The sequence below is a fragment of the Burkholderia sp. JPY481 genome (assembly GCF_038900515.1).
In the GTDB taxonomy this organism is placed as follows: domain Bacteria; phylum Pseudomonadota; class Gammaproteobacteria; order Burkholderiales; family Burkholderiaceae; genus Paraburkholderia; species Paraburkholderia youngii.
On record NZ_JAYMRT010000010.1, the window covers coordinates 285,169 to 301,075 of the forward strand.

Sequence of the window (15,907 nt, forward strand, 5' to 3'; positions counted from 1 at the left end):
GCTTAAGGAGTCAGCCATGTTTCAGCGCCTACTCGTCGCGCTCGACGGCAGCGCCACCGCCTCGGGTGCGTTCGACGCCGCGCTGACGCTCGCCGCCGAATCGGGCGCCGAGCTGATGCCGCTGTACGTGATCGATGTGCCCGTGATCGCTTACAACGCGCCCGGCTTCGACCCATCCACGATCGAGGACGCGTTCATCGACGAAGGCAAGCGCATCGCGGCCGACGCGCAGAGCCGGATGAGCGCACGCGGGGTCAAGGGCACGGCCCGGACCGTCGAAGTGGCGATCACCGGAGAAGACATCGCCCATCGCATCGTCGAAACGGCGCGCGAATGGCACGCCGACGCGATCGTGATGGGCACGCATGGCCGTCGCGGGTTTCAACGGCTGATGCTCGGCAGCGTCGCCGAGCGCGTGCTGCGCCGCGCCTGTTGCCCGGTGCTGATGATTCCCGCCCAGGCGAGCAGCGCGGCGCGCGCTTAGCCAGCCCCGGCGAGCGCCGACAGCGGACTCACCTGAGCGAATCCACCTGAGCCGCTAGAAACCGGCTGCTGCGCGGCGCGGCGCTTCAGGGCCGCGGGTGGCCTTGTTCGTCATGCCGCACGATCAGCACCGGTATGTCGGTCGCCCGTACCAGCGACTCCGCGACGCTGCCGAGCAGAAAGCGCTGCACGCCATGGCGGCCATGCGTGCCCATCACGATCAGATCGGCCTGGATTTCGTCGGCGACGCGCGCGAGTACCGCCGACACGTTTTCGGCGTAAGCGTCGATCACCCGCACGCCGCCCGGCACCTGCGCCTCGCGCAACAGCTCGCGCGGCCCATCGAGCGCGCGGCTGGCGAAATCTTGCGCCGCGCTCGCCGGCTCCGGCTCGAAAGCCACGTCGGCATTGTTCGACCACTTGCCGTGCCCCACCACGCAGCAGGCTTCGAGCGTGGCGCCCGTCAGCTTCGCGAGCTTCAGCGCCTCGGCGAAGGCGCGCTGCGCGCTGGGACTGTCGTCGAGTGCAACCAGAATTCGTGCATACATGTCGGACTCCCTCTGAAAGCGCTGGCATGACCCGAAGTGGCGCCGTCGCGCGTTTGCACCGACAGTGTGAAGCGCGCGCCGCCACGCGGCTTGACGCAGGTCAACGGGCCGCCGGTCGGCGTCGCCGCCGCTGGACGACATCGCCAGCAAGCCACTAGGAATATTCCTACAACCACTGCCTGAACTCCTAGCACCGCTTAAAGCGCCGCCGATATATTTCCAAGGTTAGGTCGCCAATACTGGTCGGTATGGACAGCCCCCCGTCAGCCACCTTATCGAGAGTTTTTCTCGTCGACGATGCGACCGAGGTCCGGCGCCGGCTTGCTTGCCTGATCGCGCTGATTCCCGGCATCGAAATCGCCGGCGAGTCCGCGGGCGTCGAGCACGCGTTCGACGACATCGTCGCGAGTCGCGCCGATGTCGCGGTGCTGGACCCGTGTTTCTCGGGCAAGACCGACCTGCTGCTGCTCGCTGCGCTGTCGCGGGCGCGGCCGTCCATCGTCAGCATCGTGCTGACCAATCATGACGCGACGGCGTTTCGCCGCGCGTGCGAAGCGGCGGGCGCCGACTTCTTCTTCGACAAGACCTCGGAGTTCGAGCTCGCCTGCCGCGCCATCGAAGCGATTGCCTATGCGCGCCGTGCGCATCGGGTCTGACCGCCAGGAGCCGATCATGCAAGTTGCCGCAGTCCGTGAACCCCGCCACGACGCGCCTCGCACCTCGCACGTCGTACCGATCCACGTCGCGCCCAGCACCGCGGCGGCACGCCACGCCGTCACGCGCTGCTCCACCTGCGCGATGCGCGCGATCTGCATGCCGCCCGAGCTGACGCCGGACGAACTGAGCCGGCTCGACGTGTTGATCTGCTCGACGCGCTCGATCAAACGCGGCGACGCGCTGTATCGCGCGGGCGACGAGTTTCAAAGCATCTACGCGATACGCGCCGGCTCATTCAAAACCGTGGTCATGCATCGCGACGGCCGCGAGCACGTGACCGGCTTCCAGATTGCGGGCGACTCGCTTGGCCTCGACGGCATCGGCGAGGGCAAGCAGAACTGCGATGCGATCGCGCTCGAAGATAGCGTCGTGTGCATCATTCCGTTCGCGCAGCTAGAGGCGATCTGTCGCGAGATCAAACCGATGCAGCATCACATCTATCAGATGATGAGCGGCGAGATCGTGCGCGAATCGAGCCAGATGATGCTGCTGGGCACGATGACCGCCGAGCAGCGCGTCGCGACGTTCCTGCTGAATCTGTCGAAGCGCTTCAAGGCGCGCGGCTTTTCGGCCGCGGAGTTTCATCTGCGCATGACGCGCGAGGAAATCGGCTGCTTTCTGGGCATGAAGCTCGAAACGGTGAGCCGGATGTTCTCGAAGTTCCAGCGCGAACGCCTCGTCAAGGCGAACGGCAAAACGATCCGCATCGAAGACCCGGAACGACTGGCTCGGGTTTGAGCGTCGGCGCGGCGCTCGCCTCACGTTCGTTCGCGGGACATGCCGGGTGGAACCGGCGCTCCTGAACTGATATAACTCAGTGCGTTGCGGTACGCGACCTTGCGTGGCCGCCCGGAGGAGCGATGGGTCTATCGAGCGGCGAGTCTTCCTGCTTCACCAGTGTTGCGTCCGGGTCGGACGTGTCCGTCGAGGATCGCTATTTCATGTTGGTCGAAGCGGTACAGGACTACGCGATCTTCATGCTCGACCCCGCCGGCCGCGTAACCAGCTGGAATCCCGGCGCACAGCGCATCAAGGGCTACACGCCCGAAGAAATCATCGGCCAGCATTTCTCGAAGTTCTATACCCCGGAAGACATCGCGGCCGGCAAGCCCGCTCGCGAACTGGAAACCGCCGCAGCCGTCGGCCGCGCCGAGGACGAAGGGTGGCGTGTGCGTCGCGACGGTTCGCGTTTCTGGGCCAACGTGGTCGTTTCCGCCGTGCACGATGCGTCGGGCGCGCTGCTCGGCTTCGCCAAGGTCACCCGCGATCTGACCGAGCGCATGCGTCTCGCGGAACTCGAACGCGCGAGTCAGGTATCCACTCACACGCAGATCGCCCGTGAAAACGAGCAGAAACGTATTGCACGCGAACTGCACGACGATCTCGGCCAACGGCTGACGGCGCTGAAAATGAGCGTCGCGCTGCTCGAAGCGAAGCTGAATCAGCAAGCCGACACCGAGCCGCTTGCGGCGCAAACGCATGAGCTGCAAAAGCAGATCGACTGGATGGCCGCTTCGCTGCGGCGCATCGCCGCCGATCTGCGCCCTCCGCTGCTCGACGACCTCGGACTCGCCGCCGCGCTCGACTGGTTGGCCGAAGACTTCACGAAACGCTACAACGTTCGCTCGAGCGTGCATCTCGAACCGGCCGAGCCGGTATGCGGCGAATTCGCGGCGACGGCGCTGTTTCGCATCGTTCAGGAGGCGTTGACGAACGTCGCGCGGCACGCCAAGGCGAGGCGCGTACGCATCGACATGATCTGCGCGGGCCCGACCGTATCGCTCGATATCGACGATGACGGCGTGGGTGTCGCGCTGGATCAGTCGCAGGGAACAACTTCATTCGGGCTGCTTGGCATTCGCGAACGGGTGCGGCAGTTGCGCGGCAACGTGTCGTTCACCAGCTCGCCCGGCCATGGTTTCAGGATCTCGATCCAGCTGCCAGCCGACGCGCTCGTGTAGTGCTCACACGCCGCCGCGCGCCGCTACCGGGGATTACTCCTCGGGCGCTTCCTCGCCGATCTGCTCGCGCATCAGCAACACCGGACAGGTCGAGAAACGCAGCACCCGCTCCGCCACGCTGCCGATCACGAGGCGCCGCACGCCGCGCCGCCCATGCGTGCCGAGCACGAGCAGATCGGCGTGGACCTGCTCGCCGTGGCGCAACACGATCGTGGCGACGTCGTCGGACAGGCTCTCAGACTCGATCATCGCGGGCCGGCAACGCACATCGGCGGCGGCGCAGGCCTGCTCGGCCTCCTCGAGCACCGAGTGGCCGTCCTGGCGCAATGCTTCGACTAGCGCGAGCGGGTCGTAATAGCCGGCATAGGAAAAGATCGGCGTCTTGTCGACTACATAAACCGGATGCACGACGGCCTTCGTCAACGCGGCGAGATTCACCGCTTCTTTCAGCGCGCGTTTCGAGAAAGTGCTGCCGTCTAGCGCGACGAGGATATGTTGGTACATGCCGATTCTCCACTGAGGTTGGATTTGTCAACGCGCGTGGCGCGCCCCTGCTACAGATAAAAAGGCCCGCCCGCACTGCCCGGATGCGGCTCCCGCCACTGGCCACGCAGCACCGCATCCGCCCGCAACGACGGCGCATCGCGCGGACACACGAGCACGGGACAAGCCGCGTCACGCAGCGTGCGCGACGTCACGTGTCCCGGCAATGGATGCGGCATGCCGCGCATGCCGTGCGAACCCATCACGATCAGGTCCGCGTGCCAGCGTTGCGCTTCGTCGAGAATCGCGGTCGACGCATCGCCGGAATCGTCGTTGAACTCGAGCAACGCGGTTTCCGCCGCGCGCCGGCTCTGTTCGAGCATCGCCGCACCGCGCCGCAATACATCGATTCGCTGCTGCAACACGACTTCGAACGGCAGCCATTCGCACCACGCAAAGCGGTCGTCGGCCGCGTAGACGACCTTGATGCACGAGTCGGGCGGCGCGACCGCGAGCGCGGTGCGCAGCGCGTCGAGCGCGGTGTCGCTGCCATCGATCGCGACCAGCACGCGGCTCACCACCGCGGCATCGCTCGCGTCGGTCGACCTCGCCGGCATATACAGCACCGGACGTCCGATCGACGCGACCAATTCCTCCGGATCGATACGGCCACCCCAGCGATGTTCGCGCGAATGCGCGGCCACCGCGACCAGATCCGCATCCCATTGCGCCGCCGTATGAGCGAGCGCTTCGGCCGCGCCCTGATGCAGCGCGGTCAGATCGACGATTTCGGCGTCGGTCGCCGCGACGACGCCGTGCAACGCGATCACCGCGTCGCGCAGCGCAGCCTGCGCACCGTGCAGCATCGCGCGATGCGTCTCGCACCAGTCCGGATAGCTGAGCATCAGCGTCGGATAAAGCGCGGCCGGATTGCAAACGATATTGACGAGACGAAAGCGCGCGTCCGCGGCGACGAACTGCTGGGCGACGCGCGTGGCGAGCGCCAGTCCGGCGCCGCCCGCGGACGCGATCATCACGCGGTGAAAGGAGTTGCGCTCGGCGGCAGTGTTCATCGGCTTTCCTCGGATCGTCGCGCCTCGGCCCGTGACGGGGCCCCAACGGTGCGCGCTTACATAATGAACGCCGGCGCGGCGGGCGGCTTGATCTGTATCAAGCGACCATGGCCCGTGAGCAAATCATCAGCGGATCGCGAGCACGGCCGCGCCGGTCAGCTTGCCGTGGCGCAGATCGTCGAGCGCGCGGTTCGCGTCGCGCAACGGGTAGGTGGTCGTCTCGATCGCTAGCCGGGTCTCCGCGGCGCTGCGCATGAACGCAAGCCCATCGTCGCGGGTCAGATTGGCGACCGATACGACGCGCCGCTCGCCCCACAGAAACGCGTACGGGAACGACGGAATGTCGCTCATATGAATGCCGCCGCACACCACCACGCCGCCCTTCGCGACCGCCTGCAGCGCCAGCGGCACCAGTGCGCCGACCGGCGCGAACAGCAGCGCGGCGTCGAGTTCGCTGGGCGGCGCCTCGTCGCTGCCGCCCGCCCATGCCGCGCCAAGGCGCAGCGCGAGTTGCTGGGCCGCGTGATCGCCGGGACGCGTGAACGCATAGACGGTGCGCTGCTGGTGACGCGCGACCTGCGCGACGAGATGCGCGGCCGCGCCGAAACCGTAGATGCCGATCCGTTCGGCGTCGCCCGCCATGCTCAACGTGCGGTAGCCGATCAGACCCGCGCACAGCAGCGGCGCGGCCTCGATATCGCCGTAGTGCGGCGGCAGATGAAAGCAATAGCGGCTATCGGCGACCGTGCGCTCGGCATAGCCGCCGTCGATCGTGTAGCCGGTGAAGCCAGCGTCTTCACAGAGATTTTCGCGGGCGGACAGGCAGTAGCGGCAGTGCCCGCAGGTGCGCCCGACCCACGGCACGCCGACCCGCTCGCCCACCTTGAAACCGCTGACGCCCGCGCCCAATTCGGCCACCACGCCGACGATTTCGTGGCCTGGAATCACCGGCCGTTTCGGATGCTCGAGTTCGCGATCGACCAGATGCAGGTCCGTGCGGCACACGCCGCAGGCATGAACGTCGATCAGGATCTCGCCGGCGCCGGGCCGCGGATCCGGCACTTCCCGCTCGGTCAGCGTCGCCGAGCTGCCGTCGAACACCATCGCTCGCATCGGGTTTCTCCTTCTGACGCTTCGGCGGCGGCACGCTGACGTCATGCAGACCGCGAGGTGCGCGCCGTTTTCATCAGATCAGCATAGGCGCGCCATTGTGTCGCGCGATCGGCCGCTGCCCTGAACCATTTGATCGAGGTCAATAAGGGCCGCTTCGCCGTCCGTACACTGATCTTATTCCTGATAGGCGCAGGACGCGCAAACGCTCGGGCAGCAGGTACCTGGCCAATCCGAACCAGTCATTTATATTGCGGAGACTTATCATGCGTTTGACCGTTCATCTCGACACGTTCGATCGTGTCAACCCGATGGCCTTCGCCATTCTCTGGCTCGACAAGGACACGCGGCGATGGTCGCGCGAAGGTCATTTCGCGCTCGACTTGCCCGAATGGGGCGCGTTGCATGTGGATTGCGGCAATACGCTGGTGTGCGCGCCGCATGGCACGGCGCCGGTCTGCGTGCTCGAGGGGCTCGATCTCAACCAGCTCGACGGGCCGTTCGAAGGCGAGATCGGCCGCGTGCAGTGGTGCGCGGACGGCGGCAGCAGCCTGATCAGCGGTCACTGGCGCGTGCAATGCATCGACGTCGAACAGACGGAACCGGAAAACAGCGTCTTCGCAACCGACGAAAACGCGTGAATGGGCGCGTCGTAACCGCCGAGGAGGCGATCGCCACGACTGCCGTCGCTGATCTCGAGCGCGTGCGGCCAGCGCACGCTTTGTGCTTCGTCCGCACGCCGTGGGCCTGTTTCACGCGACTGCCGCTCGATCAGCAATGGGGCGACGGCACCACCGCCGTACCACTCTGGACGTGACGAAAAGAGGCCTGGAGCTGCGTCAGGTTGTGAACATCGAGTTTCGCGTAGATTTTTCGCACGTGGTCGATCACAGTGCTTTCGCGAATACCCATCAGTTGCGCAATATCCCCATGCGAGCGTCGGAGCAACAGGTAAATGCAGAGTTGCCGCTGCCGTTCGCTCAAGCCAAGCTGAAATCCCCGCGTCTCGATTTCGAACGCGAGCGGAGGGAAATGCTCGGTGTAGATAGCGATACATGCGTGGTCCGCGTTCACTGCTGCGTGGTCGAAGCGATACGCTCTGAACGTAAATCGACCGGCGGCGTTGAACCGTTCCAGGACAGGTGGCGCTGCGGCGCAGCCTCGCCAGATTCCGTTGAAATTGGCGAGTAGCGGCGCTAGCCAACCCGGGAGCCGGGTATGTTGCGCGTGGCTGACCGACTCTCCGCCTGCCAGCGCGAGCATCCTCATGCCGTCGTCGTTCTGCAACATGATCTTGCCGGTGTCGTCGGCCACGATAACCGACGAACGGCCATCTTCCGTGTGATCGGGATGCCGGCCCTTGGGCGACGTGAGCGCATGCGCGATATGTGCCGACAAAGGTCGAATGTCGGCGAGGTCCCGTTCGGAAAACGGCCGGCCGCCGGGCATTCTCTTGAGCGTCACGCTGCCCCACCCGCGCTTCCCATCGAAGGCCGTCAGTTCGAGGCTGTGCCGGATGTACATAGGCCGGTAGAGCTCGTTGTACATCGTGCTGTTGAGCAACACCCCATCATGGCGTGCCGAGTTTTCGTATCCTCGTCCTCGCCGCATCGCAGTCGAAAAACTAACCCCCATTGCATCAACCTGCATTTCCGTATTGTGCACTTCGGACATGTAGAGCGGCATCATTGCGTAGATGGCCTCGTTCTGGCTGTACATGTCGCTAAGCGCATACTGCGCGTCCGCGTAGAAGAACATGCCCCAGTCCGCGCCGACCAGCGTACGAAGCGTTTCGACGACGTGCGGAATGACGATGTGCGGATCAGATCCAAGCGAGCACAGTCGCCGGACGTGACCTGACAAAGCAGCGTGTTTTGAAGACATTTCTGTCTCCGGAATCGTAGAAATCCGCTATGCCTTTGGTTGCTTCCTATACTGTCAGACGTTAGGCACGACTGTTACTCCCATTTGCGAGGGTATTGGTCCAGCGGAGATGTAAAGATGGGACGAGTCGATGACATTCATGCGGCGGTGCGGCTCGTCTATCAGGCGGCGCTCGATCCCGGGGAATGGCATGCGGCGCTCGATTCGGTCGTGAACGCTATTGGTGCACATAAAGCGGTGCTCAACGAAGTGACCGGAGATGCCGTTGGTGTCGTCGCGTCGACCGGCATCGACCTCTATTCCGCGTCACGACTGCACCGCGAGTTCGCGTCACGAATGCCGTACTGGATCAGCGCCATTCCGGCAGGAACGTCATTGCGTCAATCGTCAGCGATCTCCGACGCGGATTTCAGACGCTCTGATCTGTATAACGAGGCGGTTCGTCCAGCTGGCGGGTTCTACGGGATCGTCACGCCACTCGTGCGCACGCCTGTGCGTCAGGTCTATCTTTCGACCGGCCGCGAATTAGGTGCAGCGGATTTCGATAACGAAGACGTAGACGCCTTGAATGTCGTTGTGCCCCACCTTATCAACTCGCTCGAAGTGGGCAAGCGGCTCGTGCGCGCGGACGCGAACGTCAAGTCGGTATTTGATTTGCTCGATCGCGCGAGCGTCGGCGTCATTCTGTTCGACGCCGCGCTATGCCCTGTGTTCGTGAATAGACGCGCCGAGGCGCTTGCATCGAGTGGCAACGGATTGGTGCTGTCCGAACGCACGGTGGCGACGACGAGGCACGCGGAAACACTGTTGTTGCAGAAGGCGATGGCCAGCTCGGTCGGCTTGCATGACATAAAACCCGGCGGCCGCGAGAGTGCGATACAACGAGCCGCCCCCACGCGCTGCTATCTTTCGCGCGATCCGCCGCGCCTGCCACTCGTCGTCAGGATCATGCCATTCGACCTGCACCAGCGGTCTGGCGCGTATGGAGATGCGGGCGAATCCAACACCACACGTGGCGCTCTGTTCCTGACGGAGGCCGATCGTGCGCCGAACGTCGATGCGGACGTACTCGTTGAAACGTTCCAGCTCACGCGCCGCGAGGCGCAACTTGCAGTGTTGCTTGCCAACGGCTACTGCGTCGAAGAGGCGGCGACGAAGCTCGCAATCGCCTTAGGCACAGCGCGGGGATACCTGAAACAGATATTGGGCAAGACCTGCACACATAGACAGGCCGAGCTCGTCGCGCTCATCCTGCGCAGCAGCCTGCAAGCTTTCGAATCTGCCGATGGCCGCTAGAGTCGCGGCGGCAAGGCCGTCTCCGCCAGACCGGCAAGCGGGCGTTTTTCGCGCACGCGCTGACTCAGCATGCCGAGCACGAGCAGTGCTATCGGATAGAGGATCTTGTAGTTCGAATCTGCCATCAGGAAACCACAGGACAGAAATGCGAGCGGTGTCAGAAGCCATCGCTGTGCTCCGCGTTCGATCTTCCAGCAAGCGAAGATACATACCAGGTAGAGCACCAGAAAATTCTGGTTAGCAACGGTCAATAGATCCGAGATCTGGATATGAAATGCCGTCACCCCTGCCAGTACGGCCGCAAAGCTTGCCGCCACCAACAGTACTGCGTTGCGAGGCGTTCCTTGCGCGTCCAGGCGCGCAAACACTCCGGGCAGCAGGCGGTTCCTGCTGGCGGCATAGAAAAGACGACTGGCAGCGAAGACCCACGCATTGGCTGTCGCCTGAATAATCACGACTGTCACCAGCGCGAATGCAGACTGCCAGCGCAAGGGAACGAGATGGGCAATCCCTTCCGCCGCGTTCACCGACGACTGGTTACTTGACGCACCGTTTACGGTGCCTGCCAGCAGGGAATACAACACTACTACGACGAGAAAGCTAGCCAGATAAACGAGCTTGATCGTTCGCTGCGGCTGCTGGAACTCTTCGAGACCGAACGAGACGTTCTCCCAGCCTACAAATGCCCAGAAAAGCAGAGCACTCACTCTCCAGACTTGCGATGGCTTGACGCCTGTCCAGTCGGGACGCGTCCACAACAGCATACCGGTGCGCAGGTCGGCGTGCCTCGTCACGCAAAGGGCGAGCACGGCAGCGACGATCAATGCGAGCGAGAGCTTATTGACGAGCGCAGCCTTGCGAATGCCGACCAGGTTGAACGTAATGGCGACCAGCAAGATCGAGATGCAGATGGGCACATGAGCACTCTTGCCGAGGCCAAAGGCAACGAGCGCATAGCTTGCCCCGATCATCGATTGGGCCGGCACGGTAAGCGGGAACGTGCCGCATAGAACGGCCGTGACGGCAGATTCGGCACGCCGCCCGAGCGCGGCTTCGGCGTAACGCGAAATGCCCGCGGCGGAGGCGTAGCGCGTGCCAAGGATTGCAAACACCCAAAGCAGCGGAAGGCAGGCGATCGCGCAGGCCAACCATCCGAATGCCGCGATTTGCGGTGAGCCGAGCTGCAGCGCAAGGCCCGGAAGACCAAACACGCCGGAGCCGACGACCATCCCGACAGCCAGCGCCGTGCCGCCGAACAGCGAAATCTGCCGACGCAATTCTGGCACTTCTTTCTCCTTCGCTGTTTCCTGTGCTGTGACTCGATGCAAGTCCAGCTCGATTCCGGTGACTAGCACGGTCGTATTCATGCTAGATGTCGCGCGAAGGCGAAACACCCCATGCGCAGGGGGCATCTGCGAGTCGGCCGCGAGCGAACGGAGCGTCAGTTGGCCGTACCGTCGCCAGGCGCGAATCGGCTGGAGGCACAGCGGAAGGTTCTCCTGGGCAGCACCCGGCGCGTCAGGCGGTCGTCAATGGCAGCGTCACACGGGCCTCCAGACCGCCAGAGCAGCGATTTTCGAGTTCGAGTTCGCCGTGCATGGCGAGCGTCAGGCGTCGCGCGATGGCGAGCCCGAGGCCGCAGCCGTGCGTCGAAGCCGCCGTTTCGGGCGCGCGGTACCACGGAGCGAACACCGTCTCCAGAAGGGCTGGAGCGATGCCCGGCCCGGAATCGACGACGGCGAGCACGAGGCGCTGCGCGTCCACACTCACACTGAGACGGACATCCACGCCATAGCGCAATGCGTTGTCCACGAGGTTCGCTAGCACGCGGCGCAACGCATGAGGACACGTCATCACGGGACGCCCTACGCGCCCCTCGAGTGCGATGGCGCGTCCGGCGTCGCGATAGTCGGCGATCAGCGCGCCAAGCAGGGCGTCCGCATCGACGGAACGCATGGGCTCCAGTGCACTGCATTGCATGCGCGCGCAGGAGAGACTGCCCTCCACCAATTCGGCCATCTCAGCCAGATCGCGGGCGAGCGCGTCGCGCACCGCACGGTCCTCCACGAGTTCGGAGCGCATGCACATGCGCGTGAGCGGCGTGCGCAGATCGTGCGCATAGGCGGCGAGCACATGGAGCAACTCCGCCTGCCGGCGAGCGCGATCGCGCGTACATACATTGAAAGCGCGAGCGAGACGGGCGATGGCCGGCGGTCCCATCCCTTCGGGTAAGACGTACTCCGTTGCGTCGCCAGGGTTCCGCGCGATGTCCGCCGTCATGCGCTGAACGCACACGCGCAGCTCCACGACTTTCAGAGCCGCAAGGGCCACCGCGAGAACGGCAGGCAGCATGAGTGGCGGACCGACGCGCACAAGCATTTCCCAACTGGCCTCATGCGTAGCAAATGGAGCGTAAGCGCAGGCGGCCGCGAACAGCACCCACAATGCACGCGACCACGCGGCAAAGGACAGCCACGCGGACGTGCTCATGCATACGCCAAAGGTGTTGGGTGCGTCGATCGAGTGCGCGCTCATATCCGTTCTCCTGTACTGGCCGCTTCGTACCACTGCCGCACGCGCATTGACAGACAGCCAGCACCATGCCTCGCTCGGCATCGTCAGGATAGTGCCCATCAAGGGCGTCCACCAGCATATGAACGTATGGGTTCAACCTACATAGGTTCACGCCAACGTCACCCGTCACGAGCCTATACGGACGTATATGAAACCCATCCTTAAACATCTCCCTACCCAGTCCTCAATGGAATGGTTCTACCGCTTCGTTCTGGTTAATCTTCTCGCAGCGGTATTTAAAACGCATCTGCACGCGCTTATCACAGGTCATGGAAAAACCCGATCACATCCTGGTTGTCGACGACGACCGCGGCATACGCGAGCTGGTTGCCGATTATCTCGAACGAAACGGCATGCGCGTTTCGGGCGCGGCCAATGGACGGGAAATGCACGAGATTATCGGCAAGCAGGCACCCGACCTGATTCTGCTCGATCTGATTCTGCCCGGAGAAGACGGCCTCGCGCTTTATCGCACGTTGCGTGAGAACCGCCATCGTGCGGTGCCCGTTCTGATGCTGACGGCGAACAGCGACGTCACCGACCGCATCATCGGGCTCGAAATGGGCGCGGACGACTATATGTCAAAGCCGTTCCAGGCCCGCGAGCTTCTCGCACGGATAAGGGCGGTATTGCGCCGCACGCGCATGCTGCCGCCGGACGTGCAGCCAGTGGACAACACAGCCGTTCTCGGCTTCGGAGAGTGGCGCCTCGACACTACCGCGCGTCATCTGCTCGAATCCAATGGCAACGTCGTGACGCTCAGCGGCGCCGAATACCGACTACTGCGCGTGTTTCTCGACCATGCGCAACGCGTGCTGACGCGCGATCAGTTGCTCAATCTGACGCAGCGCCGCAACGCCGATCCATTCGACCGCTCGATCGATCTGCTGGTAAGCCGGCTCCGGCAAAAATTGAATGACACCGCACGCGCTGCCCGCTACATCAAGACGCTGCGCAACGAGGGCTACATCTTTTCGGCGCCGGTCACGCTTCATCGTGAAACTCGCGAAACCGTGCAGTACGCAGGGGCGCAGGTTAAGAGCGAAGCGCTCCGACAGCAGCGAAGTTTCTTTGGTGTCGCACGATTTTTGTAGCGATGCGTACCGACCGCGCCGGAGGATACAACGGCCTACCTATCACCCGCACGCGGAAACAAGCCCGATACGTGCGAGGCCTCTAATGACTCCACGCAACGGCGATTCACCCGCGCGGCCAACGAAACCTGCTGACATGGAAGCCTCGAATATGAAAGCCATCGTAATGGAGGGCCCGTGCGGCCCTGATGCATTGCGGGCGCCATCGACGTCAGGATCGGAGGTGTTTATCCGCTCGAGCAAGCGGCCAAAGCACACGAGGACATGGAGAGCCGCAGCACGACGGGCGAGCTGCGGCTGATTCACTAGCGCCGCTTCGCATGTGCTTTCAGCTCTCACCAAGTGCACCCTTGAGCGTGGCGAGAAGTACAGAAGCGCTGAAGGGCTTGAACAGACAATCGTACGCGCCCTGCGCTATCAGGTTATTGCGCACGGCCCCGTCCTTGCGAGCGGTAATGAAGACGACCGGCACGCCTTTACCGAGTCGTTTCAACTCCCGAAAAAGCGCGAGCCCGCCCATACCCGGCATGCTGACATCGAGGAGAAGACAATCGGTTTGATCGACGACTCCAGAAGCAAGAAAGCTTTCCACCGATGAGAACACGCTCACAGCATATCCAAATACCCGCACCAGTTCGGGAAGCGCCTCCCGCACTGAATCGTCATCATCAACCAACGTTACTCGCATGATTGCCCGCCATTAAAACTCGTTGAGACCGCTACACCGCTGCCAAAGGATGCACGAACGCGATCTGCCGATCTACGATACCTTGGTATCTTTCGAACAATAAATTCCGGCAAGAAGAGTGCAAGCGCGCCGCACACGGCGTCAAAGCGCGCGCGGGCAGGACGGTGCGGCCGTGATCAGACTCCAGGCAGGGCATCCGTATATTTAGGCAATTCAGGTTTCGCCGAGACGGATACCTATACCAAAGAACAGTCCCGTACGCAGTTAGATTGACGACAGACATGCGAAAGCACGATGGTTTGAATTGACCGCTGCCGGTAAATTTGGGCCATGAAATCTCATCGAGGCGGCCGTTGCTCGCGCATCACTGACTCGTTTGGTTCTTCCCGGCAAGGAGTAGTGCGCAATGCTCGTTCAGGTCGCTCCGCTGACACGATTCGACCGTGTGCTGCTTTCACTTCTTGCATTTTTCTGTTTGAGCGAAACATCGTTGGAAATGGTCTTCTCTGATTCACAGGAAGACATCGCCGCGGTATTGCTTGCAAAGGCGACATGGATGGCGCTAATCGCGGGACCGTTTATGCAGCGTCGATATGCCGCCCGTTTACTCTCATATCTATGCGTCGTCAGCGCTATCGCAGTCGGGCTGTCTCTGCCGGATATGGCCAGCAAGGCGCCCTTCTTTTTTTCGATTCTGACGATTGACGTGCTGCTCAAATTTTCGATGTTCGTTCGGGTGGCGGTCTTCTCATCGCATCCCATCGACCCTTAGGATCGGCCGGGTACTTCGACGACAGCGATTTTCGAGGCGGTGCCTAGGGTGGCGCTACAAGTTGCAGGCGAACTGCCGACATCACCAATAGCGTCGCATCGAAGAAAGTGTATCCTTGCGCAACAATTTTCGTTGCAGCGGCGATGCATAAAAAAACAACTGTCTTGTGGGACGATGGCGAGCGTGTCTTGTGGAGAGGACCGTCCTCGGTGGTGGCCGGTCAGAGTGAGCTGTTCGTGCGGCTTGCCGCTGACCAGCCGATGCCCGCCAGCCTCGATCGGCTTGCCCACGAGTTCGGGCTGAAGGACGAGCTTGACAGTGCGTGGGCGGTACGGCCGCTAAGGCTGGTGCGCGAAGGCGGACATGCGTCGCTGGCATTCGAGGACCCAGACGGCGAGCCGCTCGCGCGTCTGCTCGGCGCACCCATGGAGATTGGCTATTTCCTGGAACTCGCCATTGGCATTGCCGCCGCGCTCGGCAAGCTTCACCAGCGCGGCCTGATCCATAAGGATCTGAAGCCCGCGCATATCCTCGTGCATTGCGCCGACGAACAGGCGCGGCTGACCGGATTCGGCCTGGCTTCGCGTCTGCCACGCGAGCGCCAGGCGCCTGAAGCTCCCGAAACCATCGCCGGAACGCTCGCCTACATGGCGCCCGAGCAGACCGGCCGGATGAACCGCTCGATCGATTCGCGCAGCGATCTGTATGCGCTCGGCGTCACGTTCTATCAGATGCTTACCGGCGTGTTGCCGTTTGCTGCCACGGACGCCATGGAATGGGTGCACTGCCATATCGCCAGAACGCCATCGGCACCCAACGCGCGGGTGGAAGCCATCCCCGCCGTCATCTCCCGCATCGTCATGAAGCTGCTCGCCAAGACCGCCGAGGAGCGCTACCAGACCGCTGCCGGTGTCGAGCATGATCTGCGACGTTGCCTCGCCGACTGGGAGCGTCAGCGCCAGATCGACGACTTTCCGCTGGACGAGCACGGCACCCCCGACCGGCTGATGATCCCCGAGAAGCTTTACGGACGTGAGCGCGAAGTCGATACCCTGGTCACCACGTTCGACCGGATTCTCGCCAATGGCGTGCCCGAGCTCGTGCTGGTTTCCGGTTATTCGGGCATCGGCAAATCGTCGGTGGTCAATGAACTGCACAAGATCCTCGTGCCGCCACGGGGATTGTTTGCGTCCGGCAAGTTCGACCAGTACAAGCGCGATATTC

General features: G+C 63.0%; 18 protein-coding genes. 10 read left to right on the forward strand and 8 right to left on the reverse strand.

The features are described from left to right. Positions 1-16: 16 nt before the first annotated feature. Entirely contained in the window at positions 17-484 is a 468-nt protein-coding gene (locus VSR82_RS24145; RefSeq protein ID WP_498858121.1) for a universal stress protein, read from the forward strand. Between the two features lie 85 nt (positions 485-569). On the opposite strand, the gene VSR82_RS24150 is transcribed toward VSR82_RS24145, so the two are convergent. Continuing rightward, entirely contained in the window at positions 570-1,031 is a 462-nt protein-coding gene (locus tag VSR82_RS24150; RefSeq protein ID WP_368581233.1) for a universal stress protein, read from the reverse strand. Positions 1,032-1,279: 248 nt separating this feature from the next. Between VSR82_RS24150 and VSR82_RS24155 the strand changes: the two genes are divergently transcribed. The 3 genes from VSR82_RS24155 to VSR82_RS24165 all read left to right on the forward strand — a co-directional run bounded on the left by VSR82_RS24155 (position 1,280) and on the right by VSR82_RS24165 (position 3,709). After that, positions 1,280-1,687, forward strand: coding sequence for a response regulator (locus VSR82_RS24155; RefSeq protein WP_368581232.1), 408 nt, complete (start codon positions 1,280-1,282; stop codon positions 1,685-1,687). Between the two features lie 16 nt (positions 1,688-1,703). Beyond that, positions 1,704-2,486 (forward strand): fumarate/nitrate reduction transcriptional regulator Fnr, encoded by a 783-nt coding sequence (fnr, locus tag VSR82_RS24160; RefSeq protein ID WP_429463101.1) that lies wholly within the window; start codon positions 1,704-1,706, stop codon positions 2,484-2,486. Between the two features lie 122 nt (positions 2,487-2,608). Next, positions 2,609-3,709 (forward strand): PAS domain-containing sensor histidine kinase, encoded by a 1,101-nt coding sequence (locus tag VSR82_RS24165; RefSeq protein ID WP_429463100.1) that lies wholly within the window; start codon positions 2,609-2,611, stop codon positions 3,707-3,709. A gap of 33 nt (positions 3,710-3,742) precedes the next feature. On the opposite strand, the gene VSR82_RS24170 is transcribed toward VSR82_RS24165, so the two are convergent. From VSR82_RS24170 to VSR82_RS24180, 3 genes are all read right to left on the reverse strand, one after another. Then, positions 3,743-4,213: a universal stress protein gene (locus tag VSR82_RS24170; RefSeq protein WP_368581229.1), complete on the reverse strand. Its 471-nt coding sequence runs from the start codon at positions 4,211-4,213 to the stop codon at positions 3,743-3,745. A gap of 50 nt (positions 4,214-4,263) precedes the next feature. Then, complete coding sequence (locus VSR82_RS24175) at positions 4,264-5,265, reverse strand: universal stress protein (protein WP_429463099.1); 1,002 nt, start codon at positions 5,263-5,265, stop codon at positions 4,264-4,266. A 126-nt stretch (positions 5,266-5,391) separates the two neighbouring features. Then, a complete protein-coding gene (locus VSR82_RS24180; protein WP_368581227.1) occupies positions 5,392-6,378 on the reverse strand; it encodes a zinc-dependent alcohol dehydrogenase family protein in 987 nt (328 codons plus the stop codon). Positions 6,379-6,641: 263 nt separating this feature from the next. Between VSR82_RS24180 and VSR82_RS24185 the strand changes: the two genes are divergently transcribed. Further along, entirely contained in the window at positions 6,642-7,016 is a 375-nt protein-coding gene (locus tag VSR82_RS24185; RefSeq protein ID WP_368581226.1) for a DUF3564 domain-containing protein, read from the forward strand. Positions 7,017-7,146: 130 nt separating this feature from the next. Here the strand turns inward: VSR82_RS24185 and VSR82_RS24190 are convergent, their stop codons facing one another. Continuing rightward, entirely contained in the window at positions 7,147-8,259 is a 1,113-nt protein-coding gene (locus VSR82_RS24190) for a helix-turn-helix transcriptional regulator (protein ID WP_429463098.1), read from the reverse strand. Positions 8,260-8,406: 147 nt separating this feature from the next. On the opposite strand from VSR82_RS24190, the gene VSR82_RS24195 reads away from it, so the two are divergent. Next, positions 8,407-9,555, forward strand: a complete 1,149-nt coding sequence (locus VSR82_RS24195; RefSeq protein WP_498858122.1) for a helix-turn-helix transcriptional regulator — start codon at positions 8,407-8,409, stop codon at positions 9,553-9,555. On the opposite strand, the gene VSR82_RS24200 is transcribed toward VSR82_RS24195, so the two are convergent. Beyond that, the gene (locus VSR82_RS24200; RefSeq protein ID WP_429463096.1) at positions 9,552-10,922 is read right to left on the reverse strand and encodes an APC family permease; all 1,371 of its coding nucleotides are present in this window, start codon (positions 10,920-10,922) and stop codon (positions 9,552-9,554) included. The genes VSR82_RS24195 and VSR82_RS24200 overlap by 4 nt on opposite strands. 151 nt (positions 10,923-11,073) lie before the next feature. Continuing rightward, a complete protein-coding gene (locus tag VSR82_RS24205; protein WP_429463095.1) occupies positions 11,074-12,090 on the reverse strand; it encodes a sensor histidine kinase in 1,017 nt (338 codons plus the stop codon). Between the two features lie 308 nt (positions 12,091-12,398). On the opposite strand from VSR82_RS24205, the gene VSR82_RS24210 reads away from it, so the two are divergent. Together VSR82_RS24210 and VSR82_RS24215 are read left to right on the forward strand one after the other, a co-directional pair. Further along, positions 12,399-13,223 (forward strand): response regulator, encoded by an 825-nt coding sequence (locus VSR82_RS24210; protein ID WP_429463094.1) that lies wholly within the window; start codon positions 12,399-12,401, stop codon positions 13,221-13,223. A gap of 204 nt (positions 13,224-13,427) precedes the next feature. Further along, a complete protein-coding gene (locus tag VSR82_RS24215) occupies positions 13,428-13,532 on the forward strand; it encodes a zinc-binding dehydrogenase (RefSeq protein WP_498858127.1) in 105 nt (34 codons plus the stop codon). Positions 13,533-13,551: 19 nt separating this feature from the next. On the opposite strand, the gene VSR82_RS24220 is transcribed toward VSR82_RS24215, so the two are convergent. Continuing rightward, positions 13,552-13,911, reverse strand: coding sequence for a response regulator transcription factor (locus tag VSR82_RS24220; protein ID WP_429463093.1), 360 nt, complete (start codon positions 13,909-13,911; stop codon positions 13,552-13,554). A gap of 406 nt (positions 13,912-14,317) precedes the next feature. Between VSR82_RS24220 and VSR82_RS24225 the strand changes: the two genes are divergently transcribed. Further along, the gene (locus tag VSR82_RS24225; RefSeq protein WP_429463092.1) at positions 14,318-14,683 is read left to right on the forward strand and encodes a hypothetical protein; all 366 of its coding nucleotides are present in this window, start codon (positions 14,318-14,320) and stop codon (positions 14,681-14,683) included. A gap of 143 nt (positions 14,684-14,826) precedes the next feature. Continuing rightward, positions 14,827-15,907: protein kinase domain-containing protein (locus VSR82_RS24230; protein WP_498858123.1), on the forward strand; the 1,081-nt coding region annotated here is incomplete at its 3' end.